Below are 15,702 nucleotides of genomic sequence, written 5' to 3' on the forward strand. Positions count from 1 at the left end.
GTAGTTTTGTAAATTTTTGAAATATTTGTGTGGAATTTTCATATCAAATAAATATTTTTGGAAAAACACAAATTTTTGAACAGGCAGCCACTTCTTATTCTCGTTATCTGTTTTATCCTCGGGATTTTCTTCCAGGATCAGTTTTCTCTGGATGAAAATTATATTTGTCTGATTGTAGTTTTTTGCTTAATTATTTTAATTTCAACATTTTTCAGGAACTATTTCTTATATAGAATCACGCCTTATTTGCTGGGAATTATGTTCTTCGGGATGGGAGTTGTTCTTCATTTCTTTAATTCTTCCCAACACTACATTCAGGTTTCAGGAAATAAAACAATTGTTTTTAAAATTTCCAAAAAGCTGAATTCCAATGAAATGAACAGGAGATATGAAGCGTTAGCGCAAACGGATAATGAAAAATTTAATGCAGTTTTGTATATTCCAAAAAGTGAGAATGAATTGGATTTTAATCATTACTATAAAACGCAGGCTTATATCTTTAAGCCAAAAGCTCCACAATATGATTTTCAATTTGATTATGCAAAATACCTGAAGCGTAAAGATATTGAATATCAATCTTATGTCAATGATAAAATTTCTCATGCTGAAAGAAAAGATGTAAGCTTAAACGAAAAATTTTCCCAGAAAAGGTTAGAAATTCTTCAGAATATCGATAAAACTAGTATGTCTTCAAGATCAAAAGAGTTTTTAAAAGGAATTATTCTTGCAGACCGAACGGAAATTAATGCACAAACAGTTCAGGATTTCAACAGGTCCGGACTGGTGCACTTTCTGGCAATTTCAGGGACTCATATTGTTGTGATTTTCGGGTTGTTTTACTTTTTGCTAATTAAAATTTTACCCCTGAAACACAGGAAATATGCTATTATTTCCAGCTTGATTTTAATCTGGCTCTTTACGGTTTTTATAGGCTTTGGAAGTTCAGTAGTACGTTCCAGCCTTATGCTGAGTATTTATTTTATATTTATTCTGCTTCAGAGAAAACCTGATCTTTTGCATGCCCTGGCTTTGTCTGCTTTCATTATTTTAGTTTTCGATACACAGCAGCTTTTTGATGTAGGATTTCAGTTAAGCTTTCTCGCTGTTTTAGGAATTTTTTGGTTGAATCAACCGATCCTGAGCCACTTTCCGAAACAGGACAATCGGATGAAAAAAATAATTTTCAATACGGTTTCCATTTCCATTTCTGCACAATTAGCCACATTGCCATTGGTTTTATATTATTTTCATCAGTTTTCATTTATTTCTATTGTTGCAAATTTTTTCATTGTTCCGTTTTCGGAAATTATTATTGTATTTTCATTTGTAATGACGGCATTAATCGCTTTTCATCTGGATATTGGATTTATCAATATAGCGTACGATTTTATCATTCAGTTATTGTTAGATATCATTCATTGGTTTGCAGATTTTGATACGCTCTTCTTTGAAAATATTCCCATGAATTTCATGGAAGCCATTATGCTTTATGTAATTTTTTATCTGTTGAGGTTTGTTGTTTTAAAATTTAATATTAAAAATATCTCAGGGGTAATCATTGCTGTTTCAACATTTTTAATTCTGAGGACAGGTTTTGATTATTATGAAAGCTGTAGGTCAGAAGTTTTGATTCATATTTTTTCTAAAAATAAATTGTTCTCCGTTAAGAAGAATACATCAGTTTGTTTCTGGATCGATAAACATTCAGATAAACAGAAGGTTATAAATTTTATTATTAATCCTTACTGTGCTTCAAGAAGATTAAAAAGTTTTGAAATCAGAGTTCTGCCGGATTCGGTTCAAAAAGTGGTTTACCGGGATAAGATTTTTAAGATGAATTAATTGTTACATTTTTATGTTTTTCCTTTATTTATAATATTTTAAAGCTTATTTAGAAAGATTACAAACTGGCTATATGTGAGATTTCTCACTTTTTGTTGTAGTTAACATTTCTTAATTTTGTGGAAAATCAAATTTAAACTTATATGGCAGGTTTAACGAGTTCTACGATAGGTAGAAAATATGCTATGGCATTGTCGGCTATCTTTTTGCTGATATTTCTGGTGATGCACCTTACTGTAAACCTTTTGTCGGTTTTTGGTGAGGATGCGTACAACAATGCTTCGCAGTTTATGGGGTATAATCCTCTTATTCAATTTGTAATGCAGCCGGTTCTGATATTCGCTGTAGTTTTCCATTTTGTGATGGGATTTGTTTTAGAAATTAAAAATCAAAAAGCACGTCCTGTTAAATACGAGTCAAATAATCCTTCTCACAATTCAACCTGGATGTCAAGAAATATGATTATTTCAGGAGCTGTGATTTTAGCTTTTATTTTTCTTCACATGTATGATTTCTGGTTTCATGAAATGAACTACAAGTATGTAGACGGCTTGCCGATTGAGGAATCGCGTTTCTGGGGAGATCTGCACGCGAAATTTGCAGATGCCTGGAGAGTAATCATATACATTATTTCTTTTATTTTACTGGGATTGCATTTGGGACACGGTTTTCAGTCTTCATTCCAATCGATCGGGGCAAGGCATCCTAAATATACTCCTGTAATTATGGCGTTAGGAAAATGGTATTCTATCCTGATTCCTGCAGGGTTTATTTTTATCGCAATTTATCACTTTGTAACTCAATAATATCAATATACTAGTATGAGTAAATTAGATTCAAAAATTCCGGCCGGTCCTTTAAAGGATAAGTGGAAAAATCATAAAGACCATATGAACCTTGTTGCACCAAACAACAGAGACAAGATTGATATTATTGTTGTTGGGACAGGTTTGGCAGGTGGTTCTGCTGCTGCTACTTTAGCAGAGCAGGGATATAATGTAAAGGCATTCTGTTATCAGGATTCTCCGAGAAGAGCACACTCTATTGCTGCTCAGGGAGGTATCAACGCTGCTAAAAATTATCAGGGAGACGGGGACTCTACTTACAGATTGTTCTATGATACCATTAAAGGTGGTGACTATAGAGCGAGAGAAGCAAATGTTTACCGATTAGCTGAAGTTTCTGCTAATATCATCGACCAGTGTGTTGCTCAGGGTGTTCCTTTCGGACGTGAATATGGAGGTCAGCTTGATAACCGTTCATTTGGTGGGGTGCAGGTAAAAAGAACTTTCTACGCTAAAGGACAAACTGGTCAGCAGTTATTATTAGGTGCATATTCTGCAATGAGCCGTCAGATCGGTAAAGGTAGAATCAAAATGTATAACCGCCATGAAATGATGGATCTTGTCATCGTTGATGGAAAGGCAAGAGGAATTATCGCAAGAAATCTTGTAACAGGTGAGATTGAAAGACATTCTGCTCACGCTGTGGTAATTGCTTCAGGAGGTTACGGAAACGTATATTTCCTTTCTACGAATGCAATGGGCTCAAACGTTTCCGCAGCTTGGAAAATCCATAAAAAAGGAGCCTATTTTGCAAATCCCTGTTATGTACAGATTCACCCGACATGTATTCCTGTTCACGGAACACAGCAGTCTAAACTGACGCTAATGTCCGAATCATTGAGAAACTCAGGAAGAATCTGGGTTCCTAAGAAAGTTGAAGATTCGGTAGCTATTAGAGAAGGAAAATTAAGACCTGAAAACATTAAAGAAGAAGACAGGGATTATTATCTGGAAAGAAGATATCCTGCGTTCGGTAACCTTGTACCTAGAGACGTTGCTTCAAGAGCCGCTAAAGAAAGATGCGATGCTGGTTTCGGAATTGAAAATAATGATACTCAGGAAGGGGTGTACCTTGATTTCTCAACAGAGATCATGAAAAAAGGTAGAGAGGCCGCTATCGAAAAACATATTCATAATCCTACAGATCAGCAATTATACGATTTAGGTAAGAGCTGGGTAGAGGAGAAATATGGTAACTTATTCGTGATGTACGAAAAAATTACTGCTGATGATCCTTACAAAACTCCAATGAAGATTTACCCTGCAGTTCATTACACAATGGGTGGTGTTTGGGTTGATTATAACCTTCAGTCTACTATTCCGGGATGTTTTGTAATCGGTGAGGCTAACTTCTCTGATCACGGAGCCAACAGATTGGGGGCTTCTGCATTGATGCAAGGTTTGGCAGACGGATATTTCGTACTTCCTTACACTATTGCAGATTACCTTTCTTCGGATATCAGAACAGGAGCGATTCCTACCGGCTCTGCAGCATTTGACGAAGCTGAAAAAGAAATCAAAGAAAAAATCGATTTCTTCCTTAATAATAAAGGAACTCATTCTGTAGATTATTTCCATAAAAGATTAGGAAATATTATGTGGAATAAAGTAGGAATGGGAAGAACCCCTGAAGGCTTGAGAGAGGCTATTAAAGAAATTGAAGAAGTGAGAAACGATTTCTGGAAAAACGTAAAAGTTCCCGGAGATAATGATGGTATGAATACCGAACTTGAGAAGGCATTCAGAGTAGCAGATTTCCTAGAGCTTGGACAATTGATGGCTATCGACGCGCTACACCGAAATGAATCTTGTGGAGGACACTTCCGTGAAGACCACTCAACGCCGGACGGAGAAGCGGAAAGAGATGACGTGAATTTCAAATACGTCGGAGCTTGGGAGTATCAGGGAAGCAATATCAATGCAGAAGTATTGCATAAAGAAGAACTGATCTACGATAACATCGAAGTTAAGACAAGAAGTTACAAATAATCTCCAACTATAAATACAATATTATGAGTGCAAAAAAAGGCTTACATCTTACGCTGAAAATTTGGAGACAAAAAAATAATAAATCTAAAGGTCAGTTTGAGACTTATAAAATATCGGATGTTTCTACAGATTCCTCATTTCTGGAAATGTTAGACATCCTTAATGAAAATCTTATTAACGAAGGAAAAGAGCCTATTGCTTTCGACCATGACTGTCGTGAAGGAATTTGCGGAATGTGTTCTCTTTACATCAACGGTAGAGCGCACGGCCCGGATACAGGAATCACTACCTGTCAGCTTCACATGAGAATGTTCAAAGACGGTGAAACGATCGTTATTGAGCCATGGAGAAGTGCTGCTTTCCCGGTTATTAAAGATTTAATGGTAGACAGAAGCGCATTCGACAGAGTAATGGCTGCAGGTGGTTTCATTTCGGTGAACACTTCAGGAAATACTTTGGATGCCAATGCAATTCCGGTTCCTAAAGAAGATGCAGACAAAGCAATGGATGCTGCTGCTTGTATCGGATGCGGAGCTTGCGTAGCTACTTGTAAAAACGGATCCGCAATGCTTTTCGTGGGAGCTAAAGTTTCTCAATACGCGCTTTTGCCGCAAGGTAGAATAGAAGCGAAGAGAAGAGTTCTGAATATGGTGAAAGCTATGGACGAAGAAGGATTCGGAAACTGTTCCAATACCGGTGCATGTGAAGTGGAATGTCCGAAAGGAATTTCCCTTGAAAACATTGCCAGAATGAATAGAGAATATATGGCAGCTTTTGCTGACAGAGGATAAGATTTACTTATTATATCACAAAAAATCGTCTCCTGTATGGATGACGATTTTTTTTAGTTAAATCTTTCATAAAAGTAGCATTTACTTGCTTTTAATTTATCTAAAAACCTATTTTTGCGTAATTATAAAATTTAAAATGAAAAAATATCTTTTATTGTTTATCATCGCTGTATTTGCGATGTCTTGCTCTAAAAAAGTTGAAGTAAAAGGGAAAATTAGCGGCGGTTCTCCATTAGAAAGAATCGAATTTATCGAAGCATCGGGAGTAGCTACTTTACCATTAATTAATATCGGTATCAATAAAGACGGAACTTTCGCCGGAAGCTTTGAAGCTCCTAAAAGCGGAATGTATGTAATGTCTTATGGAGGAAAACAAAACCTGATCTATTTGAAAGGAGGTCAAAAGCTTGAGATTACAGGTAATGGAATGACTTTCCCATCAGAATATGTTATTACGGGTGATGCCAAAAACAATAATGATTTCTTTACAGCCACACAAAAATATCTTTCAACGTATGCTCAGAAAGTAAATATGAATGAGCTTATGGCAAAAGATGAGAAAACTTTCTTAAAAGGAATTGAAAAAGTTCAGGCTGATATTAATAAAAATATCGAAGAGAACGTTAAGAAATTCAATCCTGATAATGAGATTGTACAGTGGAAAAAGAATGATTTATCAAGTACTTTGCTTACTATTCTGAATCAATACGAAATGAGTCACAAACAAATGGGTAACCCATCTTTCAAAGTGACAAAAGCTTTCACAGATTACGAAAACAAGCTTCAGGAAAATAAAGATATCATGGTAAAAGAGAATCCTTACTACAGACAATATCTTTTAGGAAAAATGAGTCCTGACTTCCAGAAATATGCGCAGGCAAACAGTGCCGGAAAAACGGATATTACGACTTCAGAATTGTTTACTGAATATTTAAAGAAAAATCAGAAAGACCTTTCACAGACGGCAAAAGATTATCTATTAGCTTTTGTAATGGCTCAGTCTGATATTCATCCGGGTTCACCTGAAAAAACAGTTGAAAAGATCAAGAAAATCATTGATACTGATATTAAAGATGCTACTATTAAGGAAGATTTAAAGAAAATCCAGTTTGCAATCAATGGTTTCAAAATTGGTGAGCAGGCTCCGGAAGCATCATTGATTAAAGCAGACGGAAAATCATACAGTCTTTCTTCAAACAAAGGAAAACCATACATGATGATGTTCTACGCATCTTGGAATCCTTATATTGGTGAGGCATCAATTCCGGTATTAAAAGAAGTTGTAAATTTCTACAAATCAAAAATGAATTTTGTTTTTGTAAATGTTGATGATACTAAAGACCAGTTTGTGAAAACAAGTAATTCATTATTGAAAGGAATTGCAGGAACGAATGCTTATGGTGAGGGAGGATTAAATTCTGATATTGCCAAGAAATACGGAGTTTACGGTTTCAAATTACCTTGCTTCGTTGTTGTTGATAAAGACGGGAAAATTGCAAGCAAGCCATTCTTCAATCTTGGAGATCCTGAATTGGTAACTGTTCTGGATAAACAAACCGGTCTTTCTGCTCCTAAAGTAAATCCTAATGTTCAACTGCAACCGGGATCGGGTATGGATCCGGCTGCTGCGGGTCAACAGGCTCCTCAGCAACAGGCAAATCCTCAGCCGGCTCAGACAAAATAATTTAAATTCAATACAGATAGAAACCTTGTCTTCGGATAAGGTTTTTTTTATTGTATTTTTGCAGACTGAAACGTCAGCGTTTTCGATTATACTTTGTCAAGGATTAAATATTTGAGAAAGTTTAAAAAATTAAAACAGAAAAAATTCTTAATGAAAAAGAGAAATAAGAAAAATATTATTCTTGAAAATATTAAACTCTTGAATGCAGGGGCAAAAGGTGTTGCCATCGGTAGAACGGAAGAAGGTAAGACTGTGATGGTGACAGGAGCAATTCCGGGAGATATTGTGAATGTAAAAGTAAAAAAAGCAAAATCCAAATACTACGAAGGGGAAGCCGTAGATTTACTTGAAAAATCACCTTACAGAGTAGATCCTAAATGTATTCATTTTGGGGTCTGCGGGGGATGCAAATGGCAGAATATGAGCTATGAAAAACAGTTGGATTTTAAGCAGGAAGAAGTTTATAATAATATAAAAAGAATCGGGGGAATTGATAACTTTGAAACAATGCCGATTTTGGGTTCAGAAGAACAGTATTATTATAGAAATAAAATGGAATTTTCTTTTTCCAATGCACGCTGGCTGACTCAATACGAAATAAGCTCGGAAGAAAATTTCGGGAACAGAGACGCATTAGGATTCCATATTCCCGGAATGTGGAGCAAAATCCTTGATCTTAAAGAGTGCTTTCTTCAGGAAGAACCTTCCAATACAATAAGGCTTGCAGTAAAAGAATATGCTGTAAAAAATGGCCTTGACTTTTTTGATGTCAGAAATCATGAAGGTTTCCTGAGAACTTTAATGATGAGACAAAACTCAAAAGGAGAATGGATGGTTCTTTTCCAACTTTACAGGGAAGAAAAAGAGAGCAGAGAAAAACTTTTCGAGTTCCTACTGGAAACTTTTCCACAGATAAAAACGCTGGTTTATGCGATCAATCCAAAACCTAATGATTCAATCTACGATCTGGACATCAATGTGTATTCAGGGGAAGGATTCTTAATGGAAGAAATGGATGGACTGAAATTCAAAATCGGGCCAAAATCGTTCTTTCAGACTAACTATAAACAGGCTCTTGAACTGTATAGAAAAACACTTGAATTTGCAGATTTAAAAGGTGATGAAGTAGTATATGATCTTTATACGGGAACGGGTACTATTGCTCAATATGTTGCGAGAAAAGCTAAGCAGGTAATCGGTATAGAATCTGTTCAGGAAGCCATAGATGCAGCTGTGGAACACGCAGAATTGAATGGTTTAACGAATACAACGTTTTATTGCGGTGATATGAAGGATATTTTTAATGATGAATTTCTTGCCAGTCATCCGAAAGCTGATGTTTTAATCACTGATCCGCCACGAGACGGGATGCATCAGAAAGTGGTTGAGCAGATATTGAAGCTGTCGCCGGGAAAAGTGGTCTACGTGAGCTGTAACTCCGCAACGCAGGCTCGTGATCTTGCTTTAATGAAAGAACATTATGATGTGGTGAAAATTTTACCCGTAGATATGTTCCCGCAGACTCACCATGTTGAAAATATTGCATTGCTGATTAAGAAATAATTTATTTAAATTTGAAATGATCAAATATTAATATGAAATATTTTAAATTCCTGTTAGCTTTATGTTTTATCAGTATGCTGCTTTCCTGCGGAGCTGATGATGACATTTGTGAAAGCGGTGAGGGAACACCCAGAATGAAAGTCTCATTCCTCACTTTTGCCGATAAAAAAGTAAAAACGGTTGACTCTCTTTATGTTGCAGTAGATTACGGCTCGGGAAAAGTTCAGCTTGGAGGGCAGACCAAAATCACCTCCAGAGTAATTCCTTTAAGAGTAGACGATTCTCCATACACCGATATTTATTTCAGAACAGAAAATAACGGAGCCGAATCTAAAGTAAGGGTAAATTATTCTACAAAATCTATCTATGTTTCGCCGGGCTGCGGAATTAAAAAAACGTATGAAAATTTAAATGCTGTATTAACTCCATCAACAACAGCCCCTGTAAAAGGTATAGAAGAAGGACAAAATTTTATAGAAAATGAAGACAAGACAAATCTTTACCTTCTTTTTTAGTGTAATGACTATTTTGAGTTATGCTCAGAATACGAAAAAAACAGAAAAAGAAAAATGGAAATACGAACCGAATTTTATGGTTGGCGGAGATGTTCTTAATACCGGAGTTGCTTTTTTTTCAGACAGAAAGCTGTATCAGGGTTTTATTTCTTCAAAAATAAAGGGTAATATTCATGGTATTATTGAAGCTGGATTTGAATCTAATATCTATCAGAAAAACAGTTATGATGCAAAGGCTAATGGTCCTTTTTTGAAAATAGGTGCATTTTATATGTTGGCGAAAGATCCTGAAAATGAGTTTAATGGTTTCTATGCAGGTGGAAAAGCAGGAGGTTCTTTTTATACTCAGGAATATATGGCAGTACCTGTACGTGGCTTTGGAGGAAGTAGTTCTTCTGTCAGTTTTCCATCATCTACTCAATCATCTTACTGGCTTGAGGGAACTATTGGTGGCAGAGTACAACTTTTTGAATCCAATTTTTACATTGATGTAAATCTACAGCCAAGATATCTTATTTTCACCACAAAACAAGATGACATACAGCCTATGATCGTTCCGGGATTTGGTAAAAGCTCTTCTAAATTCAATATGGGCTTTGCCTGGAATGTGGCGTATAAGTTTTAACGAAATCTAGGTTTTGTACTTTTAAGTATTCCTACTTTACTTTTTAATACACGATATAATCCCTCCAACTCTTTTGGGGGGATTCCTGCATCAAATGTGGATGATTCGTAAATCTTTCCCTCAGAAAAGATTATGATTGAAGAGGATAGTGCTCTATCGGAAAATCTACCCATTGTAGGTGCTTGATATGATGAAATTTTTGACAGCTCAAGCAAGTTTATCTGTTTTGTAATATTTTGCCACTCACCAAGAGAAAAAGGTAAATTTTTAACTTCGTTATTTAATGAAATGGTTAATGAGTCTGATTCAAAAGTTATAATTCGGTTTATACCTCTTGTTTGTTCCTTTAATTCTATTTTATTAATTTTTTGATTTTTTTGATTTATGGTTGTGATATTGTGACTGTTTTTTATTTTATGTTGAGAAGTACATTGAGTATAAAATAAAATAAATAATATTAATAATAAGGTATGTTTTTTCATTTGGTTTTATTTTTATAAAATGTTGGCTTTTTTATAGAAATGAGTATTAAAAAATGTGCCGAAAATAATATATTTGCAAAATTATAAAATTTGAGAAATGCAAAAAATTACATTTTTTAAAGTTGTTTTTCTACTGCCTTTATTTTGTGCTTTAGGAATAAATGCCCAAATTGATAATAAGGTGCCGAAAAAAACAACTTTAAGCGCTACCAAAGAAGAACTGGAAAAATCGCATGGATATGAGAGATGTTCTAGCAATGAATATGAGGAGTATTTAAAAAGTAAATTTCCTGAGAGGATGTCAAAAGAGCAATTTGAGGCTTGGCTGGCTCCGCTTATAGAAAAAACACAGTTAAACAAATCACAAAACGGTACTGTCATAACTATTCCTGTAGTGGTACACGTTATTCATGCTGGTCAGAATGTGGGTGCGTACCCCAATATTACGGATGCACAGGTTTTGTCACAGATTACAGTTTTGAATAATGATTACCGTAAAGCTTTTGGAACTACCGGATATAATACTAATCCTGTAGGTGCTGATGTTGAAATTCAGTTTGCGATGGCTAAAGTTGATCCGAACGGTAATCCGACTAATGGAGTAGACCGTGTAAATCTTTGCAGATCAGGTTGGACAATGGCTGCTATTGATGAATATGTGAAGCCGGAAACTATTTGGGATACTACAAAATATCTTAATATGTGGACTGTGGCTTTCGAGGGTTCAGATCAAAGTACTTTAGGGTATGCTCAATTTCCGTCAAATTCAGGTCTAGGGGGGCTTAATGTAAGTGGAGGATTAGCAAATACAGATGGTGTTGTTGCGGCTGCAGGCGCATTTGGTAGCAGTACTTATAATGACGGTACATTCTTATTATATCAGGGATATGATAAAGGAAGAACAATGACTCATGAAGTAGGTCACTGGCTTGGCCTGAGACACATTTGGGGAGACTCTTCATCTTGTGTTGTTAACGCTACAGACAGTAATAATGATTACTGTCTGGATACTCCAGCAGCATCGGCAGCAAACTACAATTGTGTAACGATCGATTCTTGTCCTAGTGATCCGGGTAACGATATGATCGAGAATTATATGGACTATACTCCAGATGCTTGCATGAATATTTTTACCCTAAATCAGAAAGCAAGAATAAGAACAGTAATGGATAACTCTCCAAGAAGAATTGAGTTGAAAACTTCAACTGCTGAACAGGCAATCACATTATTTCCGATAGATGCTGAAATTAAAGTTGAAAGAGGGTGTAATAATCTAGCGGCTTGCCCTACGACTTCTGCAACACCTACTTTGAAATTAACTATATATAACAGGGGTACATCAACATTGACATCGGCTACTGTTTCTTATTCTGTAAATGGAGGAGCTGCACAAACTTACAATTGGACAGGAAGTTTGGCTCAGGATAAATTCAGCACATTCTCTGTTCCGGTTGCTGCTTCGACACCTAGTGGGAATGTTATGGTCTCTATTGTTACCGCAAATGGAGGTGCAGACCAGAGAGCTACTAATAACAGTGCAACAGGTACTTTTATTAATCCTGCGCTTGATACCTCATTCAATACAACTACAGTAAACTTTAAATTGCAGTTGGATTATTACGGGACAGAAACAACATGGACACTTAAAAATAGTACCGGTACAGTATTATATAGCGGAGGTCCATATACAGATTCGTTTACCCCTTCACTAATTAATCAGACTTGGACATTGAATAATAATGATTGTTATGTATTTAAAATTGATGACTCTGAAGGTGATGGTCTTAGTTTTGAGTATCCTTCATTCGGACTTGTACCAGGAAGTTATGAGTTGAAAACCTCTACAAATCAATTAATTTGTACTGGGGGCTTATTTGGAGATTCAGAATCGAGAGCGTTTAGTTTAAGTTCTTTATTATCAACAAATGAAATAATTAAGGATAAATTCGCGATCTATCCAAACCCGGCAAATGATGTTTTGAACATAACTAAAGTTTCAAGCAAGGCTAAATTTGAAATTTACAACGCCGTTGGGCAGTTGGTAAAAGCAGGAAATATTGATAATAATCAGGTGAGAGTTTCTGAATTAGTAAAAGGAACCTATATCATCACAATTAAAGACAACAATATTTCTGAAAGTATTAAGTTCATTAAAAAATAATTTTTAGAAATTTTAAATATTATAAAACCTCAACATTGTTTGAGGTTTTTGTTTTTATATATGGCTATAATTGATTTATTTTTAATTTTTGTGTTAAAATAAATTTGTATTGACAATCTATAATCAATTATGGTTATATTTGGCGATAAATTTAATGAAAAAGCTATGAAGAAATTTTTTACCGCTTTATTATTTAGTTTAATAGGTGGTTCATCGATGGCTCAATGGTCACCAGCTACTGTAAATAGAGGATCTTCTATTGATCCCTCAATACAGCCAAAATACAAACTAGATTTAAACCAAATTAGAAGCCAGCTTAAGAATGCTAAGGAAATGGGTGCAAATGCCCAGGCAGTAGAAATCTCGATTCCTACACTAAGAGGGAAAATGGAAAGATTTGCTGTGTACAGCTTTCCTGTTGTTGTAAAAGAATTAGCAGATAAGTATCAGCTAGGTTCTTATGTGGGGGTGGGTATTGATGACCCAAAAAAATACCTCAGATTTTCTGTTTCTCCGGTTGATTTTCAGTCGATGATCATTGCTGGAGAAAACTATGAATTTATTGAACCTTCAAGAGCTGATAAGGCACTTTATGAAGTTCATTCCAAATCAAAGCCGACAGGTACTAAGAGCTTTGTCTGCAGTACAGAAGAAGGCCTTGCGGCCCAAGAGCAGATAGAAAAACTATTGGAAAAAGGAAAATCATTTGCCAATCAGCCTACCGATTTTTCAAAAATGTCCGACAAAAAATATAGAACAATGAGGCTTGTAATGTCGGTTACAGGTGAATACACAACATTCCATGGAGGAACTGTAGCAGGAGCTCTTGCTGCGATCAATGCTACCATGACTCGTGTAAATGGAGTTTTCGAAAAGGATTTTGCACTTCATCTTAATTTACAGAATTACACGAACGTTATCTTTACCGATGCAGCATCGGATCCATATTCTGACGCAACAGTGCCTGCACCTGGAATAGGTGGTGCAGCAGGAGCTTGGAATACAGAGCTTCAGCAAACCCTAACTTCTTATGTTGGTGATGCTAATTATGATATCGGACACTTGTTCGGAGCTTCAGGCGGTGGAGGAAACGCAGGATGTATCGGATGTGTATGTATAAATCCTACCGTTTCGGTTCCTAAAGGGAAAGGTTCCGGATACACATCTCCTGCTGATGCAATCCCAGAAGGAGATAACTTTGATATTGACTACGTAGCTCATGAGCTTGGTCACCAATTAGGGGCAAACCATACATTCTCCCACGCTATCGAGCCATATGGGGTAAATGTGGAGCCTGGTTCAGGTTCTACCATTATGGGATATGCAGGTATTACGGGTGCTAATACGGATGTTCAGGCACACTCAGATGCTTATTTTCATAACGTAAGCATTAAGCAGGTGCAGGCCAATCTTCAGGCTAAAACCTGCGATGTAGAAACTGCTATTGCGAATAATCCACCTGTGATTGCTTCGTTGCCTGCCTATACAATCCCTAAAGGAACTGCATTTGCATTAACGGCTTCTGTAACGGATGCTGAAAACGATCCGTTGACCTATACTTGGGAGCAGGTAAATAGTGGTACCTCAAGCTCACAGACTATTAATAAAACAAACTTAGGTACAACTACTTATGGAGCGAGTTTTAGATCTGTAGTTCCTACCACAAATCCGACACGATATTTCCCAAAACTTTCTTCTGTTTTGGAAGGGGCACTTGATAATTCTTTAAGCACGTGGGAGTCCACATCACAAGTGGCCAGAACCAGCAAATTTGCAGTAACTATAAGAGATAATAATCCTGTGGCTACTCAACAGCAGACGCAGTATGCAGAGCAAACAATCACTGTAGGGGCGGATGGTCCTTTTAAGGTATCTAATACATCACAATTTTTGTACGCAAATGTTGCAAATACTTTAACATGGGATGTTGCGAATACTACGTCTGCACCATACAACTCACCGAATGTTAAAATTGATTACTCTTCTGATAATGGAGTAAACTGGACTGTATTATCTGCCAGTACTGCAAATGATGGTAGTGAAGCTATCAGCATACCATCTTCATTGAATGGACAGTTTGTTGTGGTAAGAGTTTCCTCTATAGGTAATGTTTTTTACGCACTTAAAAAGATGTTTGCGACAGAGCAGGTTGCATGCGGTGCTGCGGTTTCTGGAGTATATGTAAGTAGTATTACTTCAGCTACAGCAATAGTAAGCTGGGCCCCAGTAACAGGAGCTGCTTCTTATGTAATAAGATATAAGAAAACAACAGATACTACATGGCAACAGACTACTTCTGCTACAAATACAGTGAATCTTTCAACACTTTCACCGAATACTGCTTATGAAGTACAGGTAGCTTCAGTTTGTAGTAATCAGGGAGCTTTCTCAGCTAGTATTGTTTTCACTACGGCACAAGTAACATACTGTACTTTATCTGCTAACAATACAAGTCAATTTGAGTATATTTCCAATGTTAAAATTACAAATGTTGGAGGAACTTCTACATTGTTAAATAATTCCAGCGGACCTTCTAATTATACAAATTATACTACAAATACAGCTCTTCAGCCAAACCTTGTTCTGAATACGGCTTACACGTTCTCAATGACGATTGCAGATGCCGATTATGATACAGCTTTAGTATTCATTGATTATAACAATAATGGAGTTTTTGAGTCAAATGAAAGAGTGTATAATTATCCTGTAGCTCTTCCAACAGGGCCAATCAGTGGAAACTTTACTGTTCCTGCCACAGCTGTTACAGGCCAACCGCTGAGAATGAGAGTAGTATTGTACTTTGCGGGACAGACGAATGCTGGTCTTTCATTAGGATCTACTTTTGCTGGGTGTGGAACGTATAATTACGGTGAAGTGGAAGATTATAATGTTCTTATCACTCCAACACAGTTAGCAACAAGCGACATTGCCGGCCCTAAAAATGACATTCAGCTATATCCAAACCCGGTATCAGATATTTTAAATGTAACTAAAGTTTCTGATAAAGCAGCCTATAAAATTTACAGCGCTGCAGGTCAGTTGGTGAGACATGGAAATATTAATAACGGTCAAATCAACGTTTCCGAATTAACGAAAGGAGGTTATGTGATTACTATTGAAGAGAAAGGAAAAGATTTATTCAGCTCCAAGTTCATCAAGAAATAAGCAATAGCTTTTAAATAATTTAATATGTTTAATCCTCAGG

Annotated in this window: 11 protein-coding genes; 10 read left to right on the plus strand and 1 reads right to left on the minus strand. The window is 36.3% G+C overall.

All coding sequences use genetic code 11. From position 1 onward, the window contains the following. Positions 1-57 precede the first annotated feature (57 nt). The 8 genes from ACWNCI_RS16950 (at position 58) to ACWNCI_RS16985 (ending at position 9,854) form a co-directional block, all read left to right on the plus strand. A complete protein-coding gene (locus ACWNCI_RS16950) occupies positions 58-1,842 on the plus strand; it encodes a ComEC/Rec2 family competence protein (RefSeq protein ID WP_449389193.1) in 1,785 nt (594 codons plus the stop codon). Between the two features lie 143 nt (positions 1,843-1,985). Continuing rightward, a complete protein-coding gene (locus tag ACWNCI_RS16955; RefSeq protein ID WP_346983263.1) occupies positions 1,986-2,648 on the plus strand; it encodes a succinate dehydrogenase cytochrome b subunit in 663 nt (220 codons plus the stop codon). A 15-nt stretch (positions 2,649-2,663) separates the two neighbouring features. Next, the gene (locus ACWNCI_RS16960) at positions 2,664-4,676 is read left to right on the plus strand and encodes a fumarate reductase/succinate dehydrogenase flavoprotein subunit (protein ID WP_449389194.1); all 2,013 of its coding nucleotides are present in this window, start codon (positions 2,664-2,666) and stop codon (positions 4,674-4,676) included. Between the two features lie 23 nt (positions 4,677-4,699). Then, positions 4,700-5,467: a succinate dehydrogenase/fumarate reductase iron-sulfur subunit gene (locus ACWNCI_RS16965; protein ID WP_346983261.1), complete on the plus strand. Its 768-nt coding sequence runs from the start codon at positions 4,700-4,702 to the stop codon at positions 5,465-5,467. Between the two features lie 136 nt (positions 5,468-5,603). Beyond that, the gene (locus ACWNCI_RS16970; RefSeq protein WP_449389195.1) at positions 5,604-7,151 is read left to right on the plus strand and encodes a TlpA family protein disulfide reductase; all 1,548 of its coding nucleotides are present in this window, start codon (positions 5,604-5,606) and stop codon (positions 7,149-7,151) included. Positions 7,152-7,301: 150 nt separating this feature from the next. Beyond that, positions 7,302-8,714 (plus strand): 23S rRNA (uracil(1939)-C(5))-methyltransferase RlmD, encoded by a 1,413-nt coding sequence (gene rlmD, locus ACWNCI_RS16975; RefSeq protein WP_449389196.1) that lies wholly within the window; start codon positions 7,302-7,304, stop codon positions 8,712-8,714. 32 nt (positions 8,715-8,746) lie between these two features. Next, positions 8,747-9,229: a DUF6452 family protein gene (locus ACWNCI_RS16980; protein ID WP_449389197.1), complete on the plus strand. Its 483-nt coding sequence runs from the start codon at positions 8,747-8,749 to the stop codon at positions 9,227-9,229. After that, positions 9,195-9,854: a DUF6048 family protein gene (locus ACWNCI_RS16985; RefSeq protein WP_449389198.1), complete on the plus strand. Its 660-nt coding sequence runs from the start codon at positions 9,195-9,197 to the stop codon at positions 9,852-9,854. Before ACWNCI_RS16980 ends, ACWNCI_RS16985 begins: the two co-directional genes overlap by 35 nt. Here the strand turns inward: ACWNCI_RS16985 and ACWNCI_RS16990 are convergent. Next, the gene (locus ACWNCI_RS16990; RefSeq protein WP_449389199.1) at positions 9,851-10,336 is read right to left on the minus strand and encodes a hypothetical protein; all 486 of its coding nucleotides are present in this window, start codon (positions 10,334-10,336) and stop codon (positions 9,851-9,853) included. The two genes, ACWNCI_RS16985 and ACWNCI_RS16990, sit on opposite strands and share 4 nt — an antisense overlap. 97 nt (positions 10,337-10,433) lie before the next feature. On the opposite strand from ACWNCI_RS16990, the gene ACWNCI_RS16995 reads away from it, so the two are divergent. Continuing rightward, positions 10,434-12,497: a T9SS type A sorting domain-containing protein gene (locus ACWNCI_RS16995; protein WP_449389200.1), complete on the plus strand. Its 2,064-nt coding sequence runs from the start codon at positions 10,434-10,436 to the stop codon at positions 12,495-12,497. Positions 12,498-12,662: 165 nt separating this feature from the next. After that, positions 12,663-15,662 (plus strand): reprolysin-like metallopeptidase, encoded by a 3,000-nt coding sequence (locus tag ACWNCI_RS17000; RefSeq protein ID WP_449389201.1) that lies wholly within the window; start codon positions 12,663-12,665, stop codon positions 15,660-15,662. Positions 15,663-15,702: the final 40 nt, after the last annotated feature.

This window comes from Chryseobacterium lineare, from assembly GCF_977014045.1.